This window comes from Streptomyces sp. SID5464, assembly GCF_009862985.1.
GTDB classification, from domain to species: Bacteria; Actinomycetota; Actinomycetes; order Streptomycetales; family Streptomycetaceae; genus Streptomyces; species Streptomyces chartreusis_D.
Map to the genome: position 1 here is coordinate 942 of NZ_WWIQ01000076.1, position 13,023 is coordinate 13,964.

Genomic DNA, 13,023 nt, shown 5'->3' on the forward strand with positions numbered 1-13,023 from the left:
TGGGACCAGTGGGGCAAGAACCCCGCCCGCGCGGCCGGCGCTGTCACCTTCAACGTACTGACGACGGTCTTCACCGGTGGTGCGGGTGCGGCGGCCTCGGGTGCGGGCAAGGCGGGCGCGGTCGCCAAGGCGTTGTCGGTGGCGGGCAAGGCGGGCCGGGTGATCGACCCGATGACCTACATCGCCAAGGGCGCGGGCGCCGGTCTGTCGAAGATCGGCGACATCACCAAGGGCCTGAAGGGCGTCGGAAACATCGACATCCCCACGCTCCCCGACGGCGCGGTCCACCTCCCCGACGGCCACCAGCTGGCCCCGGACGGCAACCTCGTCTCGCCCAACGGCACGATCGACACGACACCGGTTCCCCAGGGCACCACCCCGGCGGTCCCGCACGGCACCACCCCGACGCTCCCGGCCCACTGGACGACGCAGGGCGCCCCGACACCGTCGTACGCGGGGGCGGCCCACGGCGTCGACGGAGCCGCGCACACGGTGGACAACGCGGCCAATCCGGGGCACTACACCACGCCCCCCGCGGCCCCGACCCACACCCCGGGCGGCGCCTTCGACCCGGCGCCGGCTCCGTCGGCGTACGACCACGCGCCGACCGGTTCGCCGTACGGCCACGCACCCTCCGCGTCTCCCTACGGCCACGCTCCGTCGCCGGGCATGTACGATCACGCACCCGCACCGTCGGCATACGATCACGCACCGCCTCCGTCGGCGTACGACCAGACGCCTCAGCCGTCGTCGTACGACACGACCCCGGCCGCTGCACCGCACACGGGCGGTCACGACATCCCTGGCACCGGGGGGCATGGCTACGACGCCCCTGGCGCCGGTCACGCCGACGACGCCTCGCACGGCGCCGGACACGGGGACGACGCTGTTGGCCACGCGGAGGACGCGGTGCACGCCGGCGACCACGCGGACATCGGCCACGGGGTGGCGGACGCCGCCGCACACCACGGCACCGACGCACCGGCGGCTCCGGGACACCAGGGCACGGACGTACCGGGGCACGGCGGGGCCGGAGAGCCGTTCGAGTACAAGCCGATCATGTCGGCGGACGACTTCGACAACCTGGCCACCGACGCGGAGCGGCACGCGGCGGCCACGGCGGAGCTGGAGCGGGGGACCAACCCCTACCCCAGCACCAGCGACGAGGCAGGCAAGAAATACGGCGACGCGCACTGGAACGACTTCCTGGACAACCTTGACCCCAAGGCCAAGGGCGCGCTGGAGCGATACAGCAGCTTCTATTACAAGAACATCAACGGCCAGCTGCGGGACGTCGACGTGCCCCTGAAACCCCAGGTGCAGAATCTCGTCGACGACATGGACCGGGTCATGGGCGGCCGCCCTGTCCCCGAGGACATCATGGTCGTCCGAGGGACGGAGTATGACCACGTCCTCAAGGAGGTGGACTCGGTACTCGACATGGAAGGCAGAACCTTCACGGATGACGGGTTCACCTCCACGTCGCTCGGCAAGACCGCGGCCTTCGACCACCAGCCGATGATCATGCACCTTCGGGTACCGAAGGGCACGCCGGCCCTCTGGATCGACCACATCTCACTGAACAAGGGCGAGCGGGAGCTGTTGCTCGCTCGCGGTTCGCAGTACAAGGTGACGCGCGTCTTCCAGGACACGGCCGGCAAGTGGCACGTCTATGGAGAGGTTTTGCCGAGGAGCTCTTAGCGGACGCCCCGCCCGGGAGCACCAACAGGGAAAGACGTCGTCGCCGGCCGCGCCGACACACAGGAGAATGGACTTCATGAGCAGCGAGAAACCAGTCCCGTCGCGCTTTGAGGAAAACCTTCAATTCAAGCAGGTGGCAGGCCCGGCGACGTATAGCATCACCACCGATGGGCCCGTCCTGTACCTGAGCGTCGCAGACCGTACAGGCACTGTCATTGGTTACGTGTGGGCGAACGACAAGGACGATGCGGCCGGCTGGGTCGTGCCGCCGGGGCTCCCGGCCAATGCCGTCAACGCCGGTGGCAGGTGGGTGCGAGCTCTGCGCGCCGGCAAGGCCCGGCAACTCGCTCCGACCGTCCTCCTTGCCGAGCTGGCACGCGGCGTGAACGACAGCGAGCAGAGCCACGCAGTTCCGGATTCCCTCACTGAGGTACCGACGCTTGCCGTTCTCAAGGAGCACGCCGCTGGCGGTTGAGCGGCCGGTAAGCACGACGCCGCTGTCATGAACCATACGCAGCCCCGGGCGTTCGCCGAAGGCGGGATCTGGTACGCCAGGCTGGAGGAGGCCGAGGCCCTCGCCGAGTTCCTGGCAGACCCGGAACCGGGCGGCAGGGGCCGTCCCCTGCCAGGCTCCCTCACTGACGCCCCGAACGCGGCCGCAGTCGAGGCCCTTGCCGCGGGCGACCCTGCACTGGGCCGATCCGCCTCCGAATGAGGAGCCCCGAGACAGCAGCATGAACAACACCGTGCATTACATCACCGTCACCGCCCCCGACAGCGAGGTGATCGGATACGCCTGGGCAGAGGCCGGCGCTGACGACGTCGAGTGGGTCGACCGCAGGGCGAGCAGCGTCAGCGCCTACAAGGCGAGCATGGAGTGGTACAAACGGATCCGTGAGGCCCGGAAACGTGGCCTCACCCCCCTCGGCGTGCTGAACCTGCTCAGTCACGAACCCGGCGTCGGCCCCGTCACCAAGGCCGCCGACGCCGCCGTCGTCGAGGAACTCGCCCGCGTCGTCACCCCGGCCGACGACCAGCGTCTCCTCGACCAGCTCGATCGTGATGACCCCGAGGCGTGGCGGGAGCTCGGCGACGCCTTCGACGCGCTCACGGACGAGGACCGGGACGTGCAGTGGGGCGGTGGGCAGAAGTCGCCGAGCGGTGCCATCCACGTGCCGTTCCCCATGTACAGCCAGGGGGTGCACCGGGCCGTCGACGCCCTCCTCGGCGTCGGTGCCGTCACGCCCGAGCACCGGTGGATGGACAACCCCGTGCCCACGCCCTCGCCTGAGGGCACGCTGCGGCCCGCCGACGCCGTGCGGGCCGCCACCGCAGTGGTGCGCGGGGAGAAGTTCTGCGACGGGACCATCGACAACGCCCTGAAGAGCGGCCTGCTTGACGCCGTCGTGGCATCACTACGCGCCTGGTACGCCGACCCTGCCGCCGTGCAGCCCCGTCCCCCTGCCCCGGCCGACGCCCGACCCGACAGCGGCCAGGCCCACCGCCTCCCTCAGCAGGACCTTCCGGAACCCCCGGATCCGTCCTCCCCCATGTGCAGGTTCTGCGGAGGTTCTCCCGCCGCGGACGTCGCGTTCCGCGCGCACCGGGGCCTCGTCGTCCTCATGGGATTCCGGAAGACGGACGGTCCGATGTGCATGACCTGCGGACTGGCCGTGTACCGAGCGCTGACCACCCACACACTCGCCTGGGGCTGGTGGAGCCCCCTCTCCCTCTTCGTCTTCGCGCCGCTCACGCTGGTCCGCAACGCCCTGGCCGTGCGCAAGGTGAAGCGACTCCCCGCCCCGGGCCCGGGCACGCTCGGCCCCCGCTACGACCCCGGCGTACCCGTGCGGCGACGGCCCCGCGCGTACATCGCGCTCGTCCCGGTGCTGTGGGTGCTCTTCATGATCGTGACAGGGCTGTCCGGAGGAGTGTGAAGACGCCCGCAGAGTGCCCACACCCCGGTTGTACGGGTGGCGCCTTCGTGTCCTATGTTGCGGGAGCGAAGCTAGGGGGATCGCATGCCGCAGGAGATGAGTCTCGCCGAGGTCGAGGCCGTCGCTCGCACCGCGCACGCCGGACAGACGGACAAGGCCGGGCGGCCGTACGCCGAGCATCTGTCGGCCGTAGCCGAAGGCGTGCGCGCCCGCGGCGGGAACGACGAACTCGTGGCCGCCGCCTGGCTGCACGACGCACTGGAGGACGGCGTCCTCAGCGAGGAGTGGCTCGACGCGGCCGCCCTCACGCAGCACACCAAGGACGTCGTACGGGCCATGACCAAGCGGCCGGACGAGGAGCCGGAGGCGTACGCCCACCGGATCCTGGCCACCCCGGGCGCTCGGCTGGTCAAGGCGGCCGACCTGGCGCACAACGCCGACCCCCACCGCCTCGCCGCACTCGACGAGCACACCGCCCGGCGGCTCACGCAGAAGTACGCCGCCATGCGGAAGCACCTCGGTCTGGCCCCGGGCGACTGACCACGCATCAACAAGGCACAGGACGACTGAATGGCACGGGACTACGACAGCCAGCTGCTGGAGTCGGTGGCGGTGCGCCGGCGCCGGATGCGCGACGCGCTGCTGTTCGGCACGCAGCGTGCGCGGCGGACGGCGGACGAGCGGTTCGGCAAGGTGTTCGCGGGGATCGCGATCGCCGCCGTACTGTGCGCCGGCTGCATCGGCTGGTCCTTCCTCCAGGCCACGCTGGCGAAGCAGAAGGCGGAGGAGAAGAAGCAGCAACAGCAGCAGGAGCAGCTGTACGACCCGGCGCCCAGCACCTCCTCGAGCGGTGCCGGCGGCAAGGGTGCGGAGAAACAGTGAACGGGGCGTGCGCGGACGGCGCGAGCGGATCGCAGCGCGGCCGTGGCCGAAAAAACGCGATGATAGGTTCCGGTGAGTGGTGAGCGCAGCAACGATGTCTCGGACCCAGCTGAGCCGGGTCACCCTGATCGGCGAGCGACGACGAGCCGACCTGGTCCTGCCGTCGGACACTCCGATCGGCCAATTGCTTCCGGACATCCTCCAGTTGCTGGACGACCGGGCCGCCACCCGGCCGACCACCCGGCAGCTGATCACGTCCGACGGATCGGCGCTGCCCCATGACGCGACGCTGGCGTCGGCCGAGGTGCCCGACGGCGCCGTGCTCCGCCTCGTCCGGGCGCACGCCGCACCGCCGGCGCCGGTCGTGCACGACGTCACCGACCAGGTCGCGGACGACCTCGACCTGAGGACCTGGCGCTGGCGCCCGGCCGCCCGCCGCATCAGCGCCGGCGTGGCCACCGTGGTGTTCGCCGTGGCCGCGGCCGTCCTGGCCCGGCAGGAGTTTTCCCTGGAGTCCGTCACCACGGGGCTCGCGGTCGTCACCGCCCTGTTCCTGATCGCCGGCGCGGCCATCGCCCGGATCGGCCAGGGCAACCAGGGCCTGGCCACCGCGCTGCTGCTCGCCGCCGGCGGGCTCGGCCTGCTCACCGCCTGGACCGCAGCCGACGCCCACGACTGGGGCGGGACGGCCCGGCTGGCCGGTATCGCCGCCGCACTCGTGGTCACCCTCGTGCTGCTGGCCTACTGCTCGCCGCTCGGCAAGGGCGGCCTGATCGGGGCCGGGGCGATCGTCGTGGTCGCCCTGGTGTGGGAGGCCGTCGCCCTCCTCCAGGACCGGGCGGACCGGATCGGCGCCGTGATGGCCGTGTTCTCCATCATCCTGCTCGGGCTGCTGCCCCGGTTCGCGCTGATGGCCTCGGGACTCACCGCCCTGGACGACAAGCGCTCCACGGGGACGTCCGTGAGCCGGCACCAGGTCGCCAACGCCCTCGCCGCCACCCACCGCGGGCTCGCCCTCGCCACCATCGTCACCGCGTCGTCCGCCGCCCTCGGCGGCTGGATGCTGACCACCGCGAAGGAGCCGACCGTCTGGACGGTGGGCCTCGCCTCGCTCGTGGCCGTCGTCCTGCTGTCCCGGGCACGGGCCTTCCCCCTGGTCGCCGAGGTCGTGGCGCTGTTCGCGGCGGCCGCGCTGCTCGTCGTGCGCCTCGCGGTGCTGTGGCTGGACCACGCCGGGGGAGCCGGCGCGCTGGTACTTCTGGGGGCCGCGGCACTGCTGCCGCTGCTGGTCCTGGGCATCGAGCCGCCCGACCACATCCGGGTGCGGCTGCGCAGGTTCGCCGACCTGATCGAGTCCCTCGGCGTGATCGGGCTCTTCCCGCTCGCCATCGGGGCGTTCGGCATCTACGGGCAGCTGCTCAACAAGTTCTGAGGCTTCGAAGACCAGACGCCCACCCTGTCGCTCCCGCGGAACGACACGGCGGGACGTGGCAGGAGAGAAGGGCGACATGCCGAGCGGGGACAACTGGCAGAACGACGTGCTGCGCGATCTGAGGGGCGGCCCGCCCCAGCAGCCGCAGCAGACGTCCCAGCAGCGGAACCAGCAGCAGCCGGCGGCTCAGCAGTCAGCCGCCCAGCAGGCGTTCCCGCAGCAGGGACAGGGACACGGGCAGGGGCAGGGGCCGGCACCAGCCTACGGCTACCCGCAGCAGTACCAGCAGCCCACGCCCGCCGAGCAGCAGCAGACCTATCCCGCGCAGGGACAGCAGCCGTACCCCGACCCGGCCTACGCCCAGCAGGCCTACGCCGAGCAGCAGGCCTACGCCGAGCAGCAGGCTTACGCCGAGCAGCAGGCTTACGCCCGGCAGCAGGCCTACGCCGAGCAGCAACAGCACGCGCAACAGCAGGGGTACACCGAACAGCAGCAGCACCAGCACGCCCAGCAGCACGCCTACGCCCAGCAGCACGCCTACGCCGAGCAGCAGGCCTACGCCGAGCGGCACGCAGCCGAGCAGCAGCCCGCCCAGCGGGAACAGCCCCAGCCGCAGCAGTACGCGCAGCCGGCCCCCGCGCCCCGCGCCCGCGCCTCCCGTTCCACCCCCGACAGCCGCCCGGTCCTGGACCAGAAGCTCGCCGGGGCGGGCACCGGGCCCCGGCGCGGCGAGCCGTTCGCCGCGCGCGCCCTGAGGGCCGTACGCCGTACCGTCTCCTCCTCCGCGGCCCGCGAGGTGGCGGAGACCACCGCGACCGCCGAGATCCTTCAGCAGCCGGTCACCACCGGCCGCCAGATAGCGGTGACCTCGATCCGCGGCGGCTCGGGCAAGACCACGGTCGCCGCGCTGCTGACCGCCACCTACGCCCACTACCGCCAGGACCCGGTCCTGGCCGTCGAGGCCGACCCGGCGCTCGGCTCGCTGCCGCTGCGGCTCGGCGCGGAGAGCCTGCGCTGGACCACCGGCGATCTCGCCGACGTCGTCGAACCGCAGATGACGCTCCTCGACATCACCGGCTACCTCGTCCAACTGCCCGAGAACGCCTGGCTGCTGCCCGGCAGCCAGGGACAGGTCGGGGCCATGCTCGACACCAAGGGCTACGAGCGGATCATGGTGGCGATGCGCCGCTACTTCGGCGTGACCGTCGCCGACTGCGAGACGCTGCCCGCCGAGGTCGCCCGCACCGCCCTGTCCGCCGCCCAGGCCCGGATCCTCACGGTCCCCGCGACGCTGGAGGGCATCGCCAGCACGCACGCGGTCCTGGAGTGGATGCGCGCCCTGCCCCGGGACATCACCACCTCCACCGTCGTCGTGCTCACCGAGACCGTGCCGCACACCGGCATCGACCTGGAGAAGGCGGCCGAGCAGCTGAAGGCGACGGGGGCGAGCGTGCGGGTCCTGCCCTACGACCGGCATCTGGCGGCCGGCGGCACGATCCGCACCGAGCTGCTCGCGCGGGACACCAGGGAGGCCGCCACCCGCCTGGCGGCGGAGGCCTTCCAGCTCTCCCACAAGCGCCGCTGACCCCTCCCGCACACGAAGGGAACCCAGGACCGACAGGACAGGTCAACCACGATGAGCACCCGACTGATCCACCGGCCGGCCCGGACCACCAGGCCCCCGGCCGCCCCCGAACCGCGCACCATCGAGGCCCCGCCCAACCTGCCCGACGGCAAGACGGGCTCGATCGCGACCTCGCTGCTGCCCGTCGCGGGCGTGATGTCCTCCGTCGTGATGATGACGGTCGTGCGCAACAGCCAGTTCGCGGGGCTGGGCGCGATCATCCTCCTCGTCACCGTCATCGGCTCGCTCGTCATGCTCTTCACCCAGCGCGGCAAGGCCCAGCGCACCCGCCGCACCCAGCGCGAGGCCTACCTCTCCTACCTGGAGGACCTGCGCGAGGAGCTGTCGAAGGAGGAGCGGGAGCGGCGCGAGAGCACCCAGGTGCTCAACCCGGCGCCGGACGCGCTGTACGACATCGTGCGCGACCCCGCCCGGTTGTGGGAGCGGCGCCGGCTCGACGCCGACTTCCTGCGGGTCCGCGTCGGCACCGGCGAGATGCCGGTGCGCGACCTGAAGGTGGCCCCGCCGGGATCCTCCGTGCTCACCCCTCCCGACGAGTTCATGCTGAACGAGGCCTCCGCCCTGGTCGCGCGCTTCGCCAACGGCACCGAACTCCCGCTCACCGTCCCGCTCGACCGCGTCGGCAACATCACCGTCATCGGCCGGCGCGAGGACACCCTCCGCGTCGCCCGCGCGCTGATCGCGCAGGCCGCCGCCACCCACGCCCCCGACGACGTGGCCATGGCGCTGGCCGTGCCCGGCGACCGCATCGCCGACTGGGAGTGGGCCAAGTGGCTGCCGCACCTGCTCGACCCCGAGCAGTTCGACGGCCCCGTCGCCGCCCGCCGCATCGCGCCCTCCCTGCCCCAGCTGGCCCGGCAGATGGGCGCCGAACTGCGCCGCCGCGCCTCCTACGCCGCCGAGGTCCGCCGCGGCCTGTCCGGCAAGGACGCCCTCGCCATGACCTCCCGGCTGCTGGTCCTCGCCGACGCGCACGGCGCCGACGCGGTGGACCTGCCGCGCCCCGACGACGCCGTGGGCCTGCGGGACATGAGCGTCACCGTGCTGCACCTGCTCGACCAGCGCGTGCAGGAGCCCGGCAGCGTGGGCGTGCGCATCACCGTCGACGGTGAGCGCGTCGCCATCGAGGACCTGCGTGAGAAGACGCCGATCAGCGCCCACGGCACCGTCGACGAGATCGGCGTCCCCTTCGCCGAGGGCCTCGCCCGGATGCTCGCCCCGCTGCGGCTGTCCGCGGAGTCGATGGCCGACGCCCCGCTCACCGGCCCGGTCGACTTCGCCCAGCTGCTCGGCATCGACGACGTGGCCGAACTCGACCTCCACCGGCTGTGGGCGCCGCGCGGCGAACGCGCCTTCCTGCGCGTGCCGATCGGCGTCAGTGACGCCAAGGAGCCCGTTCTCCTGGACCTGAAGGAGTCCTCCGAGCTGGGCATGGGCCCGCACGGCCTGTGTGTCGGCGCCACCGGCTCCGGCAAGTCGGAGCTGCTGCGCACCCTCGTCCTCGCCCTCGTCGCCACGCACCCGCCGGAGGACCTGGCCATGGTCCTCGTCGACTACAAGGGCGGCGCCACCTTCGCCCCGTTCGCGCACCTGCCGCACGTCGCCGGTGTCATCACCAACCTGGAGAACCAGGCGGGCCTGGTCGAGCGCGTCCACGCCTCCCTCGCCGGCGAGGTCAAGCGCCGCCAGCAGGTGCTCAAGGACGCGGGCAACGTCGCCGACATCGGCCACTACGCCGCGCTGCGCGCCGAGAAGCGCCCCGACCTGGAGCCGCTGCCGCACCTGTTCGTCGTCATCGACGAGTTCGGCGAACTCCTCACCGCCAAGCCGGACTTCATCGACTTGTTCCTGTCCATCGGCCGGATCGGCCGGTCCATCGGCGTGCACCTGCTGCTGTCCAGCCAGCGCATCGAGGCCGGCAAGCTCAAGGGTCTGGAGACCTACCTGTCGTACCGGCTCGGTCTGCGGACCTTCTCCCCGGACGAGTCCCGTACGGTCCTGGACACCACGGACGCCTTCCACCTGCCCCCGCTGCCCGGCTTCGGCTACCTCAAGGTCGACACCAGCCACTACGAGCGGTTCAAGGCCAGTTACGTCTCCGGCGCCTACCGCGGCCCCGTCCAGCACGAGGAGGAGGACACCGGGCCGCTCGCCCTGGAGTACCAGGCCTACAACACCCTCGGCCAGGGCGACTCCGACGCGCCCGAGGAGCCGCAGATGCGGCGCCGGGAGACGGGCCCCACCGAGATGGGTGTGATGATCGACCAGCTGGAGCGGTCCGGTGCCCGCGCGGTGCGCCAGATCTGGCTGCCCCCGCTGCCCGCCGCGGTCCCGCTCGACAAGGTCGCCGGCCCGGTGCAGGTCGGTCCGCGCGGCATGCAGCTCGCGGGGCGCCGCGGCCCGCTGCAGGTGCCGCTGGGCACGATCGACGACCCGACCAGGCAGTGGCAGGGCCAGTGGTACCTGGACCTGACGCTCGCCGGCGGCCACGCCGCGATCATCGGCGGCCCCCAGTCCGGCAAGACCACCCTGTTGCGCACTCTCGCCCTGTCGCTGGCACTGACCCACACCCCGCAGGAAGTGGGCGTCTACGGCCTCGACCTGGTCGGCGGCGGCCTGCAGGCCCTGTCGGGGCTGCCGCACGTCGGCGGCATCGCAGGCCGGGCCGACCGGGAGCGCGCGGCCCGCACCATTGACTCGGTGCGCGCCATGCTCGACCAGCGCGAGGAACTGTTCCGGGTGCACGGCATCGACTCGCTGGAGCAGCTGCGCACCCTGCGTGCCGCGGGCCGGGTGCCCGAGCTGGCCAGCACCGAGATCGTGCTGCTCATCGACGGCTTCGGCGCGCTCCGCGACGACTTCGAGGACCTCGACGAACCGGTCGTGGACATCCTCAAGCGGGGCAGCGGCTACGGCATCCACGTCGTCGCCGGCATGCTGCGCTGGAACGACGTGCGCATCGCCACCCAGTCCCAGTTCGGCACCCGCGTCGAACTGCGCCTGAACGACCCGAGTGAGTCCAGCATCGACCGCAAGCTCGGCGAGACCCTCTCGCCCGAGGAGAAGGGCCGCGTCCTCACCGACCGCAAGCTCTTCGCCCAGGTCGCCCTGCCCCGCACCGACGGCCTCGCCGACACCGCCGACCTCGGCGCGGTCCTGGAGACCACCGCCCGGCAGATCCGCGCCACCTGGACCGGCGAGGTCGCCCAGCCGGTACGCGTGCTGCCGCACGTGCTGGAGGCGCACCAGCTGCCCGGCCCGGCGGCCGAACCGCGCCGCGTCCCGGTCGGCCTGGACCAGACGCAGCTGGCCCCCGTCCCGCTCGACCTGTTCCACCACGACCAGCACCTGCTGATCATGGGCGACAGCGAGTGCGGCAAGACCAACCTGCTCAAGGTGATCGCCCGCGGCCTGATCGAGCGCTACGGCGACAAGGAGCTCGTCTTCGGCGTCTTCGACCCGCGCCGGGGCCTGCGCGGCGTCATCCCGGAGGAGTACCGGGGCGGCTACGCCTACAACACCAAGCTGTGCGCCGGCCTCGCCGCCGGCATCGCCTCCGAACTGGAGAAGCGGCTGCCCGACGAGAGTGCCGACGGCGCGGACCTGGAGCCGGGCTCCTTCTCCGGACCGCGGATCGTGATCCTCGTCGACGACTACGACGTCCTCACCACGGCGGGTCAGCAGCCGCTCGCGCCCTTCGTGCCGTACATCCCCTCGGCCGTCGACATCGGGCTGCACTTCGTTCTCACCCGCCGCGTCGCGGGCGCCTCCCGGGGCCTGTACGAGCCGCTGCTGCAGAGCCTGCGCGAGTCCGGCGCCTCGGCACTGGTGATGTCGGGCGACCGCAGCGAGGGGCAGCTCTTCCCCGGCGTGTACGCCGGTCCGCAGCCGCCCGGCCGGGGTGTGCTGGTCCGCAGGGGCGAACCGAGCCGGCTCATCCAGACCGTCTACGAGGGGACGAGGTAAACGCGTGACGAAGGATGTCATCGCCCTCACGAAGAAGATGCCCGACCCGCTGAGCGTGCTCGCCGGCCTGCTCTCCGGCGGGCCGGACCTGCTGGCGGGCACCGAGGGCGAAGGAGCCGTGGTGCAGCTCTGCGACCAGCAGGGCCGCCCGCTCGTCTCCGTCGAAGCGCCGCTGCTCGTACAGGTCAGGGGAGAGGCCGAGCGGCTGCTCGGCGCCCAGGAGCCGGAGGTGCCGTACTGGTGGACCGAAGCCCGGGCCACCACCGGCGTCCAGGAGGCGGAGGAACTCGCCGGGACGTTCGCCGCCCGCATCGCCACGCTGGTCGGCGGGACGGCCTGGCCGCCGCAGGCCGCCTGGTCGATGGCCGTGGTCAAGACGGACGGGATGACGGTGGCGCCGGCGCCGGCCGCCGCCCAGCCGGCCGTGGACGTGCTCACCGACAAGGTCGCCGTCGTCATCCAGGACCGTCCCGTGGTCGCGATGACGGCCTGGCTGTCGGACGCCTTCCGCGCTGCCGGGAACGCGGGTCTGGGACTCCAGATCGTCACCCCCGCGGGGACCCGCCTCTCCCCGGCGGTGCGGGGCAGCCTGCCGGGCTGGCCGTCCCGCTGGGTGGTGCAGGACGACCGGGACGGCTACTACGACGGTCTGTCCGGCGCGGTCCTCCAGTGGAGCAACGGCATGTTCGTGACGGTCGAGTCACCGCAGGCGACCCCGGAGGACCCGCGCACGCCCGTCGCCGCCTCCTTCCAGGAGGGCATCCAGGACACGGGCGAACGCCAGCTGGCGATCTCCTTCCGCACCGTCCACCCGGCCGACGACCGGCTCGTCCTCGGCGGTGCCGTGGAAGCCGTCTGGCGGGACGTCACCGGTGAGCCACCGGCGGGCTGGGGCACCGAGGAGCCGGCCAACCTCCCGTGGTCACTGCGGCAGTTGACCGACGTCGCCCACGAGCGGGCGCCCGAGCCGACCTGGCTGGTGGTCGTCGGCACGCCGGAGCGGCCGGGCCTGGCGACGGTGCGCATCACCCGGACGAAGGGCGGCGTGGAGGAGGACGTGACGCTGGCCTTCGGGTACGGACCGGGGGAGCGGATCCCGACGGACGCCGTGGCCGCCGCCGCGGAGAGCCTCGCCACCCGGCACGACCTCCAGTCGATGCTCGTCCAGATCCGCCGGGCCCGCCGCGACCTGTCCGTCCCGGCCCGCTTCGAAGGCCCCGGCGTGCCCTTCGCGTTCGTGCTGGGCGCCGAGGAGGTCCGTCAGATGCCGGGCGACCGGGCCCGGCGCACACCGCTGCCCGAGGCGCCGCGGGAACTGGGCCCGAAGACCCGTCCGGCCCTGTACTACCCGTTCCGGGGCGACCCGTCGGACCTGTCCGGCTGGCAGGACTTCGAGCGCCTGATGCGACACCTGAAGGGCACCTAGGGTCTGTCGTTTGGATCACGTCGCAGACGCGGGG

Annotated in this window: 10 protein-coding genes; all 10 read left to right on the top strand. The window is 72.4% G+C overall.

The genetic code is table 11. The annotated features are described in order from the left end of the window. The coding region (locus GTY47_RS37480; protein WP_010041858.1) for an ADP-ribosyltransferase at positions 1-1,701 on the top strand (1,701 nt) is incomplete at its 5' end. Positions 1,702-1,777: 76 nt separating this feature from the next. After that, positions 1,778-2,176, top strand: coding sequence for a hypothetical protein (locus GTY47_RS37485; RefSeq protein WP_029181305.1), 399 nt, complete (start codon positions 1,778-1,780; stop codon positions 2,174-2,176). Between the two features lie 27 nt (positions 2,177-2,203). Further along, positions 2,204-2,416: a hypothetical protein gene (locus GTY47_RS40530; protein WP_010041860.1), complete on the top strand. Its 213-nt coding sequence runs from the start codon at positions 2,204-2,206 to the stop codon at positions 2,414-2,416. 19 nt (positions 2,417-2,435) lie between these two features. Beyond that, positions 2,436-3,638, top strand: coding sequence for a DUF6508 domain-containing protein (locus GTY47_RS37490; RefSeq protein ID WP_010041861.1), 1,203 nt, complete (start codon positions 2,436-2,438; stop codon positions 3,636-3,638). A gap of 84 nt (positions 3,639-3,722) precedes the next feature. Next, positions 3,723-4,178: an HD domain-containing protein gene (locus GTY47_RS37495; protein ID WP_010041864.1), complete on the top strand. Its 456-nt coding sequence runs from the start codon at positions 3,723-3,725 to the stop codon at positions 4,176-4,178. A 30-nt stretch (positions 4,179-4,208) separates the two neighbouring features. Next, on the top strand, positions 4,209-4,520 hold the full coding sequence (locus tag GTY47_RS37500) for a hypothetical protein (RefSeq protein WP_010041870.1): 312 nt from the start codon (positions 4,209-4,211) through the stop codon (positions 4,518-4,520). 94 nt (positions 4,521-4,614) lie between these two features. Continuing rightward, positions 4,615-5,952, top strand: a complete 1,338-nt coding sequence (gene eccD, locus GTY47_RS37505) for a type VII secretion integral membrane protein EccD (RefSeq protein ID WP_010041874.1) — start codon at positions 4,615-4,617, stop codon at positions 5,950-5,952. 76 nt (positions 5,953-6,028) lie between these two features. Beyond that, positions 6,029-7,537: a MinD/ParA family protein gene (locus GTY47_RS37510; RefSeq protein WP_010041877.1), complete on the top strand. Its 1,509-nt coding sequence runs from the start codon at positions 6,029-6,031 to the stop codon at positions 7,535-7,537. A gap of 51 nt (positions 7,538-7,588) precedes the next feature. Next, a complete protein-coding gene (locus tag GTY47_RS37515) occupies positions 7,589-11,563 on the top strand; it encodes a type VII secretion protein EccC (RefSeq protein ID WP_010041879.1) in 3,975 nt (1,324 codons plus the stop codon). Between the two features lie 4 nt (positions 11,564-11,567). Then, complete coding sequence (locus tag GTY47_RS37520) at positions 11,568-12,989, top strand: DUF6177 family protein (RefSeq protein WP_010041881.1); 1,422 nt, start codon at positions 11,568-11,570, stop codon at positions 12,987-12,989. The last annotated feature ends 34 nt before the right edge of the window (positions 12,990-13,023 follow it).

What these genes read in the sequence shown, in the direction of transcription:
- GTY47_RS37485 (WP_029181305.1), top strand. Translation starts at nt 1,778, where the DNA reads ATGAGCAGCGAGAAACCAGTCCCGTCGCGCTTTGAGGAAAACCTTCAA.
- GTY47_RS40530 (WP_010041860.1), top strand. Translation starts at nt 2,204, where the DNA reads ATGAACCATACGCAGCCCCGGGCGTTCGCCGAAGGCGGGATCTGGTAC.
- GTY47_RS37490 (WP_010041861.1), top strand. Translation starts at nt 2,436, where the DNA reads ATGAACAACACCGTGCATTACATCACCGTCACCGCCCCCGACAGCGAG.
- GTY47_RS37495 (WP_010041864.1), top strand. Translation starts at nt 3,723, where the DNA reads ATGCCGCAGGAGATGAGTCTCGCCGAGGTCGAGGCCGTCGCTCGCACC.
- GTY47_RS37500 (WP_010041870.1), top strand. Translation starts at nt 4,209, where the DNA reads ATGGCACGGGACTACGACAGCCAGCTGCTGGAGTCGGTGGCGGTGCGC.
- eccD (WP_010041874.1), top strand. Translation starts at nt 4,615, where the DNA reads ATGTCTCGGACCCAGCTGAGCCGGGTCACCCTGATCGGCGAGCGACGA.
- GTY47_RS37510 (WP_010041877.1), top strand. Translation starts at nt 6,029, where the DNA reads ATGCCGAGCGGGGACAACTGGCAGAACGACGTGCTGCGCGATCTGAGG.
- GTY47_RS37515 (WP_010041879.1), top strand. Translation starts at nt 7,589, where the DNA reads ATGAGCACCCGACTGATCCACCGGCCGGCCCGGACCACCAGGCCCCCG.